The 13,662-nt window shown below is 53.8% G+C and carries 13 protein-coding genes; 11 read left to right on the plus strand and 2 right to left on the minus strand.

What is annotated here, in order from left to right:
• Positions 1 to 13: 13 nt before the first annotated feature.
• The 6 genes from FG166_RS02210 (at position 14) to cysK (ending at position 5,578) form a co-directional block, all read left to right on the plus strand.
• Entirely contained in the window at positions 14 to 1,192 is a 1,179-nt protein-coding gene (locus FG166_RS02210) for a pyridoxal phosphate-dependent aminotransferase (RefSeq protein ID WP_003682595.1), read from the plus strand.
• A 24-nt stretch (positions 1,193 to 1,216) separates the two neighbouring features.
• On the plus strand, positions 1,217 to 2,191 hold the full coding sequence (locus FG166_RS02215) for a ketopantoate reductase family protein (protein WP_003682596.1): 975 nt from the start codon (positions 1,217 to 1,219) through the stop codon (positions 2,189 to 2,191).
• A 101-nt stretch (positions 2,192 to 2,292) separates the two neighbouring features.
• The gene (locus FG166_RS02220; RefSeq protein WP_004563287.1) at positions 2,293 to 2,709 is read left to right on the plus strand and encodes a cupin domain-containing protein; all 417 of its coding nucleotides are present in this window, start codon (positions 2,293 to 2,295) and stop codon (positions 2,707 to 2,709) included.
• A gap of 149 nt (positions 2,710 to 2,858) precedes the next feature.
• Positions 2,859 to 3,800: a thioredoxin-disulfide reductase gene (gene trxB, locus FG166_RS02225; protein ID WP_003682598.1), complete on the plus strand. Its 942-nt coding sequence runs from the start codon at positions 2,859 to 2,861 to the stop codon at positions 3,798 to 3,800.
• Between the two features lie 12 nt (positions 3,801 to 3,812).
• Positions 3,813 to 4,631 (plus strand): homoserine O-acetyltransferase/O-succinyltransferase family protein, encoded by an 819-nt coding sequence (locus FG166_RS02230; RefSeq protein ID WP_003682600.1) that lies wholly within the window; start codon positions 3,813 to 3,815, stop codon positions 4,629 to 4,631.
• A 20-nt stretch (positions 4,632 to 4,651) separates the two neighbouring features.
• The gene (gene cysK, locus FG166_RS02235) at positions 4,652 to 5,578 is read left to right on the plus strand and encodes a cysteine synthase A (protein WP_003682603.1); all 927 of its coding nucleotides are present in this window, start codon (positions 4,652 to 4,654) and stop codon (positions 5,576 to 5,578) included.
• 189 nt (positions 5,579 to 5,767) lie between these two features.
• On the opposite strand, the gene FG166_RS02240 is transcribed toward cysK, so the two are convergent.
• Complete coding sequence (locus tag FG166_RS02240) at positions 5,768 to 6,796, minus strand: branched-chain amino acid aminotransferase (protein ID WP_003682604.1); 1,029 nt, start codon at positions 6,794 to 6,796, stop codon at positions 5,768 to 5,770.
• Positions 6,797 to 6,821: 25 nt separating this feature from the next.
• Positions 6,822 to 7,763, minus strand: coding sequence for an L-lactate dehydrogenase (locus tag FG166_RS02245; RefSeq protein WP_003682605.1), 942 nt, complete (start codon positions 7,761 to 7,763; stop codon positions 6,822 to 6,824).
• Positions 7,764 to 7,889: 126 nt separating this feature from the next.
• On the opposite strand from FG166_RS02245, the gene FG166_RS02250 reads away from it, so the two are divergent.
• The 5 genes from FG166_RS02250 to uvrB all read left to right on the plus strand — a co-directional run bounded on the left by FG166_RS02250 (position 7,890) and on the right by uvrB (position 13,654).
• Entirely contained in the window at positions 7,890 to 8,666 is a 777-nt protein-coding gene (locus FG166_RS02250) for an HAD hydrolase family protein (RefSeq protein WP_223209154.1), read from the plus strand.
• Between the two features lie 62 nt (positions 8,667 to 8,728).
• Entirely contained in the window at positions 8,729 to 10,453 is a 1,725-nt protein-coding gene (locus FG166_RS02255) for a phospho-sugar mutase (protein WP_035430931.1), read from the plus strand.
• Positions 10,454 to 10,667: 214 nt separating this feature from the next.
• Positions 10,668 to 11,303 carry an HD domain-containing protein gene (locus tag FG166_RS02260; RefSeq protein ID WP_003682608.1) on the plus strand — a complete coding sequence of 212 codons (636 nt, stop codon included), beginning with the start codon at positions 10,668 to 10,670 and terminating at the stop codon, positions 11,301 to 11,303.
• Between the two features lie 5 nt (positions 11,304 to 11,308).
• Positions 11,309 to 11,539 (plus strand): hypothetical protein, encoded by a 231-nt coding sequence (locus FG166_RS02265; RefSeq protein WP_003682609.1) that lies wholly within the window; start codon positions 11,309 to 11,311, stop codon positions 11,537 to 11,539.
• A 99-nt stretch (positions 11,540 to 11,638) separates the two neighbouring features.
• Positions 11,639 to 13,654, plus strand: a complete 2,016-nt coding sequence (gene uvrB / locus FG166_RS02270) for an excinuclease ABC subunit UvrB (RefSeq protein WP_003682611.1) — start codon at positions 11,639 to 11,641, stop codon at positions 13,652 to 13,654.
• Positions 13,655 to 13,662 lie beyond the last annotated feature (8 nt).

The raw sequence follows: 13,662 nt of genomic DNA on the forward strand, positions 1-13,662 counted from the left end.
AGGAAGCAAGAACATGGAATTTCCGGAATCAGAACTACTGCAGGGCTTACCCAAACAATTCTTCGCTAACTTAGTGGCCAAGGTCAACGCTAAGGTGGCGACGGGGGCGGACGTAATTAACCTAGGCCAGGGGAACCCCGATAAGCCAACCCCTGATTACATTGTGGCCGCCACCCAAAAGTGGGTTGCCGACCCGGCCACCCATAAGTACTCCCTCTTCCGGGGACTGCCCGCTTTTAAGAAGGCGGCAGCCGACTTCTACCAAGAAAAGTATGGGGCTGACTTCGACCCGGAAACGGAAGTGGCCATTTTGGGGGGTTCTAAGATCGGGTTGGTCGAACTACCCTGGGCGCTAATGAACCCCGGGGAGACCTTCTTGTTGCCGGACCCGGGCTACCCGGATTACTTATCGGGGGCGGCACTGGGCAAGGTCAAGTTTGAAACTTACCCACTCCTAGAGGAAAACAACTTCCTACCGGACCTAGCTAAGATTCCCGCGGAGGTGGCCAAGCGGGCTAAGTTCATCTACGTTAACTACCCGAACAACCCAACCGGGGTGGTGGCCACCCTTGATTTTTATGAGGAGTTAGTAGCCTGGGCCAAAAAATACCAGGTTGGCGTGGTCTCCGACTTTGCCTACGGGGCAATTGGCTTTGATGGCCAGGCCCCGGTCTCCTTCATGCAAACACCGGGTGCCAAGGAGGTCGGGATCGAGTTTTACACCTACTCCAAGACCTTCAACATGGCTGGTTGGCGGGTGGCCTTTGCGGTCGGGAATGCCGACATCATTGAGGCGCTCAACTTGATCCAAGACCACCTCTTTGTGTCACTCTTCCCGGCCTTGCAATACGCCGCCATTAACGCCTTGACCGACCCGCGGCGGGATGCGGCAATCCAAGAAATAGTTGACCGTTACCAGGCCCGGCGCGACGCCTTTATTGAGGCGGCCCAAAAGATCGGTTGGCGTCCAATCATTCCGGGGGGGACCTTTTACGCCTACATGCCGACGCCGGCCGGCTACACTTCCGAAGCCTTTGCCGACCTCTTGTTAGAGAAGGCGGCCGTGGCGGTGGCCCCGGCCAACGGTTTCGGGAAAAACGGCGAGGGTTACGTTCGGATTGGGCTCTTGATTGAACCGGCCCGCCTGGTCGAGGCCGTCGAGCGGATTGGCAATTTACACTTGTTTGATTAACACAGTACATAGGAGGATAAATCAATGGCTTTATCATATACGGTTTTAGGTGCTGGGGCGATGGGACTACGCTTCGGGGTATTACTGCAAGAATTAACGGGCGTGAAGGTGGACTTTGTTGACAACTGGCAGCCCCAAGTTGACACGATTAAGGAGCAGGGGGGCGTCTACGTTTCCCGCGACCACGAAAATCGGCACTTGGTTCCGGTGAACATCTACGCCCCGGAAGAATATCACGGCGACCCAGACGTCTTAATCATCTTTGCCAAGCAAATGACCTTACAAGACCTCTTGGAGCGCAGCAGCCACTTCTTTGCCCCGGATCACCAGTACGTCTTCTCCGGGATGAACGGGATGGGCCATATCGAAAAGATCAACCAGTACTTCCCCAAAGAAAACGTGATCGGCGGCACCTGTTTAATCGGGACGGTCCTAAACAAGGCGGGGGACGTTGACTTCATCGGTAAGGCTGGTGCCGGTTCGATCAACTTGGCCCCGCAAAGTGGTCGGGTGGACGACCCGCGGGTACAAGAAATTGTCGCCGACTTTGAAAAGGCCAACATCCACTGTAACCTAACCGATAATTTCTACGGTACCCTGTTGACCAAGGTGGTCTTTAACTCGGTGATCAACACGATCTGCACCCTCTTTGAAATCCAGATGGGTCAGTTCATTAAGTCACCGGCCGCTGAAAAACTGGGCAAACAGTTAATCAATGAGGCCTACGACGTGGTAGAACGGGCGGGGATCCAGCTCCTGTCGACCCGAGAAGAGGAATGGGAGACGATCCACTACGTTTCCGCCGTCTCTAATCCCCTTCACTACCCATCAATGTACCAGGACATGAGCAAGAACCGGCCGACCGAGGTTGACTACATCAATGGTTACCTTTACGACCTGGGGCAAAAGTACGGCTACCAAGCCGACACTCACAACTTCTTGCGTAACTTAGTGCACCTGGCCGAATCGACCCGCCAGCAACGGGGCCACGGCGAATAATTAATACAATTTGGGTATCAAAGGTGAGTCAGAATAGGTTTTTCACATTTAATTAACCCGGCGCTATCATTAACTTAGTTCAATAAATGGAGGAATTAATGATGGCAAACAACGAAGAAGCAGTTAAAAACGACCTGTTTGGTTTTGGTGACAAGAACGTCGCCTTTGCTAAGTACTTTATCGGTGACTCCTACTTAAATAGTTTGATCTCCGCCGATGACAACATTGATGTTCACGTGGCCAACGTTAGCTTTGAACCGGACTGCCGCAACAACTGGCACGTTCATCACAACGGCTACCAATTACTGCTGGTAACCGCTGGGGAAGGCTGGTACCAAGAATTTGGTAAGCCGGCCCAAAAGTTGCACCCGGGCGATGCCGTGGCAATTCACGAAGGGGTTAAGCACTGGCACGGGGCCACCAAGGACTCTTGGTTTAGCCACATCGCCATCACCAAGGGCTCTTCGGAATGGTTGGAAGAAGTTTCCGACGCCGATTACGCTAAGTTAGCTGATTAAAAAAATGGGGTGCCGATGAGTGAATGACCGGCGCCCTTTTTATTCACATCCAACTAACAAAAAGTAAGTTAAATCGTTAGACTTTCCTTTAGTTAGCAAGTATCATAAAATCAACATATGACCAAGCGAAGATTAAAGGAGGAAACACGATGGCAGAAGAGAAGCAAATGAACTATGACGTAGTGGTAATTGGGGCTGGCCCAGGGGGGATGACGGCGGCCATGTACGCTTCCCGAGCGAACCTGTCCGTGTTACTGTTGGACCGCGGAATTTACGGGGGGAACCTTAACAACACTGCCACGATCGAAAATTACACCGGCTTCAAGACCGTTCAGGGGCCGGAATTAGCCCAGAATATGTACGACGGGGCGACCCAGTTTGGGGCGACTTACGGCTACGGGACGGTAACGGCGCTGACCGTCAACGAAGATGGCACCAAGAGCGTGACGACCGACATGGGTGACACCTTCATTGCCAAGGCGGTCGTGATTGCCACCGGGTCCGATCAACGTAAGCTCGGCGCACCGGGTGAACAGGAATACTCCGGCCGCGGGGTTTCCTACTGTGCCGTTTGTGACGGGGCCTTTTTCCGCAACAAGCACCTGATCGTGGTCGGCGGGGGTGACTCCGCCGTTGAAGAGGGGATGTATTTAACTCAGTTTGCCGACAAGGTAACCGTCTTGGTGCGCCACGACCACTTGAAGGCCCAAATGGTAGCCCAGGAACGGGCGAAGAAGAATGGACAAATGGAGTTCATCTTCAACACTGAGGTAACCGAAATTAAGGGTGACGATAACAAGGTGACCGGGGTCAAGACCCACAACAACCAGACTAACGAGGATGGTTACATCGACGCTGATGGGGTCTTCGTGTACGTGGGGGTTGTGCCAATGACCAGTGCCTTTAAGGACCTGGGCATCTTAGACGAACGGGGCTGGGTCAAGACCGACGAGAAGATGGCCACCAGCGTTCCCGGTGTCTACGCGGTTGGTGACGTCCGCAACACCGTCCTTCGCCAAATTGCAACGGCAGTTGGTGACGGGGCGATCGCCGGTCAACAAATCTTCAACTATATTAGCGAAAACGATTAAGGATAGGGGGGCATGGCAATGGAGGCCCTGCGGATTGGGGTGCTAAACCTCATGCACGACAAGGAGGCGACTAGGCGTCGTTTTACCCGGGTCCTTGAACAACCCGGCCTGCCGGTTAAGCTGACCTTCTTTTACCCGGTTACCCACTACACTGGTCGCCCGGTACCAGAGGCGGTGGCTAAGATTGCCCGGCCCTTGGACCTGGAACTAGCCGCCCAGATGGATGGTTTTATCATCACTGGGGCGCCGATCGAAAACTTGCCCTTTGACCAGGTAGAGTACTTCGCCGAGGTGTGTGACCTGATTGACGTTTTGAACCGGGCCCGGGTCTTTCAACTTTACGTGTGCTGGGGGGCGATGGTGGCGGCCAACTACCTGTACGGCGTTGAAAAACACCGGCTGGCAAAGAAGTACTTCGGCGTCTTTGAAAACCAAGTCGTGGCCCCCGACCCCCTCTTAGTTGGGCTGGAACCTAACTTCTTGGCCCCCCACGCCCGTTACGCCGAGCTAAACGAGGGGGAGTTGGCCCCAGAAATGGTGGTAACGGCGCGTTCAAGTGAGGGCTACTTGCTAGCCGCTCGGGCAACCGCGTACCAGAGCTTCTTGTTTGCCCACCTGGAATACGGGCAAAATGCCCTGTTAGAAGAGTACCAGCGTGAGGTGGCTGCCCATCCCACGCGTCACTACCAAAAACCCGTGCACTACTTTAAAGATGAGGGGCGAATGCAAGGACCAAAGTTTCGTTGGCGAGCCACCCAGCAACGCTATTTTGCAAACTGGTTGAACATGGTGGCCACTAAGCGCCTCTTGGGCGTGTGTAAAGTCAGTTAACGATGAAAGGAAGATGTCCAATGAGTAAAATCTATGATTCTGTTGATCAATTAATTGGTAACACCCCGCTGGTTAGGTTAAACCGGTTAGTGGAACCAGGGATGGCCGACGTTTACCTGAAGCTGGAATCCTTAAACCCGGCTGGCTCGATCAAGGATCGGATCGCCCTAGCGATGGTCGAAAAGGCTGAACAAGAGGGTAAGCTCACCCCCGGGGGGACGATTGTGGAGCCAACTTCAGGAAACACCGGGATTGGCCTGGCGATGGTGGCGGCCGCTAAGGGCTATCACTTGGTGATCGTAATGCCGGAAACGATGTCTGTAGAACGGCGTAAGATGATGCAAGGTTACGGGGCCGAACTAATCCTGACGCCCGGGGACGCCGGAATGAAGGGCTCGATTGAAAAGGCGACCGAATTGGTTAACGAGAAGGGCTACTTCATGCCGATGCAGTTTGAAAACCCGGCTAACCCGGCCATTCACGAACAAACGACCGGCCAAGAGATCATTAACGCCTTTGGCAAGGAGAACCTCCCCGACGCCTTTGTGGCGGGGGTCGGGACCGGTGGGACCCTGACCGGGGTTGGCCGGGCCCTCAAGAAGGTCGATGATCAGGTCAAGGTCTACGCCCTGGAACCAGCGGAATCACCGTTACTCAAGGAAGGACACGGTGGCAAGCACAAGATTCAAGGGATCTCGGCCGGCTTTATCCCGGCCACCCTCGACCAGGAAATCTACGACGGGGTGGTCGAGATTTCAAGCGAAGAGGCAATCAAGACGGCCCAAGCGGTGGCCCAACAAGAAGGGATTTCGATTGGGATCTCGGCGGGGGCAAACGTGGCCGGCTCCCTCCAGTTGGCTAAGCAACTGGGGGCCGGCCATAAGGTCGTGACGGTCGCCCCAGATGGTGGGGACCGCTACCTATCAACCGACCTTTACAACTTTTAATCAATCAAAAAGAGGCTGAGGAAATCTGTTTTCCCAGCCTCTTATTTTATTCCTGAATGTTAGAAAGAAAACGTGGAAAATAACCGCAGGTCTAGTGCCTAAGTAGGCCGAAGAACGGTGCGTACCGCATCAACCGTTCGTCCGATCTTACATACGACCTGCCAAGGAGGTTATTTCCCACTCCATTGATTACTTAACGTGAGTGATCCAGCCGTGGGTGTCTTCTAAGTCACCTTCTTGGATCCCGTAAAGGGTGTTGTAAAGCTTGGTCGTAACCGGTCCGACTTCTTTTTCGGAGTAGAAGACGTGCTTTTGGCCCTTGTAAGTTAAGGAGCCCACCGGTGAAATCACGGCGGCGGTCCCCATTGCGCCGGCTTCAGCAAAGTCATCGAGTTCCTTGTCAATTTCGATCTTACGTTCAACCGGGTTGAGGCCCAAGTCGTCAGCGAGAACTAGGAGCGACTTCTTAGTGATGGATGGCAGGATCGAGTCGGACTTTGGCGTTACGAACTGACCATCCTTAGTGATACCAAAGAAGTTGGCGCCAGAGAATTCATCGATGTACTTGTGTTCGCGTGGGTCGAGGTAGAGGCAGTCGGCAAAGCCAGCCTTCTTGGCCTCAATTTCTGGCAGGAGCGAGCTAGCGTAGTTCCCGGACGTCTTGGCTTGACCAGTTCCGGCACCGGCCGCCCGGTCGTAGTTGGAAACCGTGTACGGGGAAGGAGCGAGGCCGTTGATGTAGGCACCAACCGGGGTGGCGTAAATGTGGAAGGTGTAGGTGTCGGCCGGGGCAACCCCCACGATGGGTTGGGTCCCAATCAAAAATGGCCGGATGTAGAGGGAACCGCCCGTCCCGTACGGTGGGACAAATTCCTCGTTGGCGAGAACAACTTGCTTAACGGCCTCGACGAACTTGTCTTTCGGGTAGGGTTCCATCAGCATTCGCTTGGCAGAGTTAGCGAGCCGCTTGGCGTTTTCTTCGGGGCGGAATAAGTTGATGTGTCCATCCTTGGTCCGGTAGGCCTTGAGCCCTTCAAAAACCTCCTGGCCGTAGTGGAGTACTTCGGCGGCTTCCGAGAGGGTTAAAGTGGAGCTTTCGGTCAGCGTACCACCTTGCCATTGGCCATCCTTAAACTCTTCGTTGAAGCTGTACGGCAGGTCGTGGTATTCAAAGCCCAGGTGGTTCCAATCCAGGTTAGCGACGGTTGCTTTTGCCATAAATGTGTTCCTCCTCAATGAACGGTTAGTCTTCTTGGTCAGCGGCTTCCAGCGACTCGGCAAACTTTTGCTTGATGAAGTCAGCGGAAACTTGAAGCTTTTGCAACTCTTCTGCGGTCAGGTCTAATTGGCACTGTTCGACGATTCCATCGCGCCCGACCACGGCCGGGTAGGAAAGGTAGACGCCGTATTCCTCGCGGTAGTTTGAAACCGGCAGTTCGGTTAGGGCGTTAGAGAGAATCGTGTTAACCAGGCGAACGGCGGCCGTGGCCACCCCGTAGCTGGTGTACTTCTTTCCATGAAAAACAATGAAGCCACCTTCGCGGGCCGCCTTATCCAGGTCCACCAGGTCCAAGCCCTTTTGGTCGGCGATTTGCTCGATTGGCTTCCCCAAGACCCGGACGGTTGACCAAGCGGTGAACTGAGAGTTACCGTGTTCACCAAGGTTGTAGCCGGCCACGGAGCGGGGGTCGAGGTTGAGCTTCTTGGCAACGGCGCGCTTCATCCTGGCGGAGTCCAAGAGCGTCCCGGTTCCGATCACGTGGTTCTTTGGCAAGCCGGTAATTTCTTGGTATAAGGAGGTGATCACGTCGACCGGGTTAGTGATGGCGACGATGATCCCGTTGAAGCCAACTTCCTTAAGCTTTGTGGCGACCTTTTTGACCTGAACCCGGGTGTAGGGTAGTTCGGCAAAGCGGTCATCGTCGGGGTTATCTTGGAGCTTAATGTTACCAAGGGCGGAAACCACCACGTCAGCGTCGGCTAGGGCCTCGTAGTCGTTAACGAAGATATTAGTGTGATATTCCAGGTTAGCCATCGCATCTTCAAAGTCGACGGCATCGGCCACCACCTTTTCTTCGCGCGGATCAATTAGGACGAGGTCGTCGGTAAACCCGCCGGCGACTAAGTAGTGGGCGACGGTTGCACCAACGTTCCCCATCCCAACAACAGCAACTTTTCGTGCCATTTGAACATCTCCTTTACACTGTTGTCTAATTTTCTAATTATTTTTTAATATAGCGCGTTGAAAAGGAAAGTGCAACGATTATTTTAGCGAAGTGATGGTAAAATGTTTGGGAAAGGGGGACTTACCATGACCAATTACCTCGTTTCTGACCTTGATCACACCCTATTAAACGAACGGGGCGCCCTGAGTCCGGTCACCCAAGCGGCGGTTGCGGCCGTAGCCGATCGAGTGATGCTGGCGTCGGCCCGCCACCCCGGGCAGATGACGGTTTTGATTGACCAACTGGGCTTGACGGGTCCCCAGGTGGCCTTAAACGGCGCCCTGATTTTTGCGGGGGCCAGTGGGGAGACTTTGAGGGCGCAGCCAATCGATGACCGGGATGCCCAAGCGGTGGTGGAGTTGGTAGCCGAACGCTTCGGGGAGGTTAACTTCACCTGGATGGACGCGGCGGCTTGGCACGTTAGCTTTGTTGACGCGGCCGTCGAGTTCGATCAATGCCTAGTTCCCGTTCCCCTAGCAATGGATGGTTTAAAACCGGCCGGCGCCCTGATGTTGTTGATGATCGTCAGCGACCCGGGGATGTTTCAAACGTTGGGGCAGTTGTTGAAAAGCGCCTTTCCTAAGCTGACGATCAGCCCGGCTGGTGACGGGTACCTAACGATCACGGCGCCGGGGGTTGATAAGGGACGGGCGGTTGACTACCTTGTTAGTACCGGAATTTCCCGGGCGAAGGTGGTGGCCGTTGGCGATGACGAAAACGACTTACCCTTATTAAACCGGGCCGGGCACGCCGCCGCGGTTGGCAATGCCGCTTCAGTGGTTAAACAACGGGCGCAGGTCCTGTTGCCAACTAATGAAGAAGATGGGGTAGCGACTTTGATTAAATCGTGGTCTTCTATTTAACCCCTTACACGAGTGCGGTATACTAAAACTATTGAAATAAACACCATAAGGAGATGCTTGCTGTGACCTGGAAAGATACCTACCAAGAATGGTTAAACCAAGACCAATTGGAACCAGCGCTGAAAGAACAACTCGTAGCAATGGATGATGACCAAGAGAAAGAGGACGCCTTTTATGGCCCGCTTTCCTTTGGGACGGCCGGAATGCGGGGACTGATGGGTCCCGGGATTAACCGGATGAACGTTTACACGGTTCGCCAGGCCACGGCCGGGTTGGCCAAGTTAATGACCAGCTTGGGGGAAGAAACGATGGCCCGTGGGGTGGCCATCTCTTACGACTCCCGGAATAACTCCCGCCTCTTCGCCCACGAAGCAGCCCGGGTTTTAGGGGCCCAGGGGATCAAGACCTACATTTATGACGACCTGCGCCCAACGCCAGAATTGTCCTTTGCCGTCCGGCACCTGCACACCTACGCCGGGATCATGATCACGGCTAGCCATAACCCGAAGGAATACAACGGCTACAAGATCTACGGTGAAGACGGTGGTCAGATGCCACCGAAGGAATCGGACATGATGACCGGCTACATCCGCCAAATCGAAGACCTCTTTAACATCGAATTAGCTGACGAAGAAGAACTTAAGGCCCAGGGCTTAGAGGTTGTAATCGGCGAAGAAGTCGACCAAGCCTACCTGGCCAACGTTAAGACGGTTACGGTCAACAGCGACTTGGCCACGGAATTTGGCAAGGACATGAAGTTTGTCTACACCCCGTTGTGTGGGACTGGCCGGATGCTCGGGGAACGGGCCCTCAAGCAAGCGGGCTTCACTAACTACGAGCTGGTTGAAGAAGAAGCAGCGCCGAACGGGGACTTCCCGGGCTTAAAGAACCCGAACCCGGAATTTCCGGAAGCCTTCGTGCGGGCAACGGCCCTCGGGAAGAAAGTCGACGCCGATATCTTAATCGCAACCGACCCGGATGCCGACCGGCTGGGCTGCGCGGTTCGCCAACCAAACGGTGAGTACCAATTGTTGACCGGGAACCAAATTGCCGCCGTCTTGCTCCACTACATCTTGGAAGCTAACAAACAGGCCGGTACCCTGCCGGACAACGCGGCAGCCGTTAAGTCAATCGTTTCAACGAACTTTGCCACCAAGATCGCCCAAAGTTACGGGGTAACGATGGTCAATGTTTTGACCGGGTTTAAGTGGATTGCTGACCAAATTCACCAATACGAAACCAAGCACAACCACACCTTCATGTTTGGGTTTGAAGAATCCTACGGTTACCTGATCAAGCCGTTCGTTCGCGACAAGGATGCCATCCAGACCCTGGTCTTGTTGGCAGAAGTGGCCGCATACTACCGGAGCCGGGAAATGACTTTATTTGACGGGGTGCAAGAACTCTTTACCAAGTACGGTTACTTCAAGGAAAAGACGATCTCAACGATTTACGCCGGGGTGCAAGGACCAGCCAAGATCGCTGCTTTGATGAAGAAGTTCCGTGAAGAAGCGCCGCAGGACTTTGCCGGGGTCAAGATTGAAGAGACCGAAGACTTCGCCAAGGATACCAAGACTTTGGCCGACGGAACCGTGGAAAAGCTGGGAATGCCAAATTCGAACGTCTTACGCTACGTCTTGGCCGACGAAACTTGGATCGCCATCCGGCCGTCCGGGACCGAGCCGAAGCTGAAGTTCTACATTGGAACGGCCGGGTCAAGCAACCAGGAGGCTAACCAAAAACTGGCAGACTTTGAAGCAGCCCTAACTGCGTTTGCAAATGAATAATTTTAATGAGGGGGTTGGGGAAACGCTGGTTTCTTCCGCCCCTTTGTTAAATCCACTATGTTACACAGATAATGTGGTCACCAACCGCAGGCCTAGTGTCTAAGCAGGCCAAAGAACGCTACGTGCCATGACAACCTTCGACTAAGCTTAGTCATACGGCCTGCATTAGGGTTGGTTCCCACTCCACTCACCTTTTAGAAAAGAGAGAATCACCATGGGAATGCATGAATACCTTAAGAGCCTAAGCGACCTGGAAATGATCAACCGGGCACCGGGCTACTTTAAATTTGAAGAACATAACGTGGCCGCCCACTCCTTTAAGGTGACCCAAGCGGCCCAGATGTTGGGCGACATTGAAGAACAAGCTGGTAACGAAATCAACTGGCGCTCCCTGTACGAGAAGGCGCTTAACCACGATTACACCGAGCGCTTCATCGGCGATATTAAGACGCCGGTTAAGTACGCCACCCCCGAGTTGCGTACGATGTTAGCCAAGGTCGACCGGTCGCTAACCGAGAATTTCATCCAATCTGAAATCCCGGCCGAGTTCCGGGCGGCCTACGAACGGCGGCTAGGTGAGGGCAAGGATGAGAGCTTGGAGGGGCAGATTTTATCGGTGGCCGACAAGATTGACCTGATGTACGAATCTTTTGAAGAGATCCAAAAGGGCAACCCGGAGCCAGTTTACATGGATATCTACCGCTCCAGCCTGGAGGCGATCATGGACTTTTCCAACCTGGCCAGCGTTCAGTACTTTTTAAAGAAGATTTTGCCGGAACTGTTAAAGGATAACGTCGCCACCAACAGCCAACAGCTAGCCATCATCACCACCCAGATTATTCAAAGGTAACAGAGATGAAAAAACAGACTCCCGTTTTAGTGACGGTAATTGCCAACCTAGCCATGTTTGTCGCCGGGGCGCTGGTGATTTTAAAACTATGGTGGCCCCTGGTCATCACCCTGGTCATCTACGTGGTGGCCGCTAGCTACCAGTTTGCCTGGCTTAATTACGTCCACCTTTGGCAGCAACGGATCGAAGAGGAGAAGGGGCGCACCCCTGTCAACAAGGAAAAGTCATCTAATTAGACGAATAAACGTTCGTGTGCTAAACTTAACTTAATTGTGGGCCCGTGGTGGAGTTTTGACCGCGGGCCCTTGTACGCTAGCAACAAAGGGGGCCAGACGATGATTTATCGCCAACCGGATAAAGAATTTCAACTTGTATCGGATTACCAACCAACCGGGGACCAGCCCGAGGCCATTGCGGCCTTGACCAAGGGGGTTGAAGAGGGTGACCACGCCCAAATTCTGCTTGGGGCGACCGGGACCGGGAAGACCTTTACGATTTCCAACGTGATTAAAAACGTCAACCGTCCGACCCTAATTCTCTCCCACAACAAAACCTTGGCCGGTCAGTTGTACGGGGAAATGAAGAAGTTTTTCCCTAATAATGCGGTGGAGTACTTTGTTTCCTATTACGATTACTATCAACCGGAGGCCTACGTTCCTTCTAGCGATACCTACATCGAAAAGGACGCCTCCATTAATGACGAAATCGACCAACTCCGCCACTCGGCGACTTCGTCTTTGATCGAACGCAACGACGTGATTGTGGTGGCGTCGGTGTCCTCGATCTTTGGGTTGGGTTCGCCAGCCGAATACCAAAACCACGTCGTTTCCCTGCGGGTCGGTCAAGAAATCCCTCGTAACCGGCTCCTGCGTGAGTTAGTTGAGATCCAATTTGACCGTAACGACATTGATTTCCAACGCGGGCGCTTCCGGGTCCGGGGCGACGTGGTGGAAATCTTCCCAGCCTCCCGGGAGGAAAAGGCGATCCGGGTTGAGTTCTTCGGTGACGAGATCGACCGGATTCGCGAAGTTGACGCCTTGACCGGCGAGGTAATCGGCGACCGGGAACACGTTTCGATCTTCCCGGCCACCCACTTTTTGACCTCCGAAGACATCATGGACCTAGCCCTGCCGGAAATCGAAGCCGACATGAAGAGCCAGGTCGCTAAGTTTACCAAGGAAGGCAAGCTCTTAGAAGCCCAGCGCCTCCAACAGCGAACGACTTACGATATCGAAATGATGCGGGAGATGGGTTACACCAACGGGATCGAAAATTATTCCCGTTACATGGACCGGCGCAAGCCCGGCGAACCCCCCTTCACCCTCTTAGACTTCTTCCCCAAGGACTTCCTGTTAATTGTCGATGAGTCACACCAGACGATGCCCCAAGTCCGCGGAATGTATAACGGTGACCGCGCCCGCAAACAGCAGCTAATCGACTACGGGTTCCGCCTGCCCAGCGCCTTAGATAACCGGCCGTTGACCCTGAAGGAGTTTGAGGGTCACGTCCACCAGGTCATCTACATGTCGGCGACGCCAGGCCCGTACGAAGAAGCTCAAACTGACCGGGTGGTCCAACAAATTATTCGGCCAACGGGGCTTTTGGATCCGACCATTGAAGTACGACCGGTGATGGGGCAAATCGACGACCTGGTTGGCGAGATTAACAAGCGGATCGAAAAAAACGAACGGGTATTGGTCACCACTTTGACCAAGAAGATGTCCGAAGACTTATCGGATTACTTAAAGGACCTTGGCTTAAAGGTCAAGTACCTGCACTCAGATATCAAGACCTTGGAACGGACCCAAATCATTCGCGACTTGCGGCTGGGTAAGTTTGACGTCTTAGTCGGCATCAACCTCTTACGGGAGGGATTAGACATTCCGGAGGTTTCCTTAGTGGCCATCTTGGATGCCGATAAGGAAGGCTTCTTGCGTAACGAACGCTCCTTGATCCAAACGATTGGGCGGGCGGCCCGCAACGCCAACGGGTCCGTGATTATGTATGCCGACACGGTTACCGATTCGATGAGGGCCGCCATCGACGAAACCAAGCGGCGGCGGACGATCCAAGAGGCCTACAATAAGGAGCACGGCATCACGCCAAAGACGATCGTTAAGCCGATCCAAGAGGCAATTAAGGCCGTTAAGCCGGTAGAAGATGAGCAAGCCGATAAGGGGGCAGAATTTACCAGCAAGGACTTTGCGGCCCTAGATAAAGAGGCCCAGGCCCAGATGATCGCCGAGCTAACCGAGCAGATGAAGGCGGCCGCCAAGCGCCTAGACTTTGAACAGGCCGCTACTTTACGTGATACGGTCATGGAACTGACTAGTCGAATGAAGAAGAAATAGGAGTTATT

Source organism: Limosilactobacillus fermentum (assembly GCF_013394085.1).
In the GTDB taxonomy this organism is placed as follows: Bacteria; Bacillota; Bacilli; order Lactobacillales; family Lactobacillaceae; genus Limosilactobacillus; species Limosilactobacillus fermentum.

Bases quoted from the DNA above. Each gene is read 5' to 3' on its own strand.
- FG166_RS02265 (WP_003682609.1), top strand. From the start codon at position 11,309: ATGAAAAAACAGACTCCCGTTTTAGTGACGGTAATTGCCAACCTAGCC.
- FG166_RS02250 (WP_223209154.1), top strand. From the start codon at position 7,890: ATGACCAATTACCTCGTTTCTGACCTTGATCACACCCTATTAAACGAA.
- cysK (WP_003682603.1), top strand. From the start codon at position 4,652: ATGAGTAAAATCTATGATTCTGTTGATCAATTAATTGGTAACACCCCG.
- FG166_RS02210 (WP_003682595.1), top strand. From the start codon at position 14: ATGGAATTTCCGGAATCAGAACTACTGCAGGGCTTACCCAAACAATTC.
- FG166_RS02240 (WP_003682604.1), bottom strand. From the start codon at position 6,796: ATGGCAAAAGCAACCGTCGCTAACCTGGATTGGAACCACCTGGGCTTT.
- FG166_RS02260 (WP_003682608.1), top strand. From the start codon at position 10,668: ATGGGAATGCATGAATACCTTAAGAGCCTAAGCGACCTGGAAATGATC.
- trxB (WP_003682598.1), top strand. From the start codon at position 2,859: ATGGCAGAAGAGAAGCAAATGAACTATGACGTAGTGGTAATTGGGGCT.
- FG166_RS02220 (WP_004563287.1), top strand. From the start codon at position 2,293: ATGGCAAACAACGAAGAAGCAGTTAAAAACGACCTGTTTGGTTTTGGT.
- FG166_RS02245 (WP_003682605.1), bottom strand. From the start codon at position 7,763: ATGGCACGAAAAGTTGCTGTTGTTGGGATGGGGAACGTTGGTGCAACC.
- FG166_RS02230 (WP_003682600.1), top strand. From the start codon at position 3,813: ATGGCAATGGAGGCCCTGCGGATTGGGGTGCTAAACCTCATGCACGAC.
- FG166_RS02215 (WP_003682596.1), top strand. From the start codon at position 1,217: ATGGCTTTATCATATACGGTTTTAGGTGCTGGGGCGATGGGACTACGC.
- uvrB (WP_003682611.1), top strand. From the start codon at position 11,639: ATGATTTATCGCCAACCGGATAAAGAATTTCAACTTGTATCGGATTAC.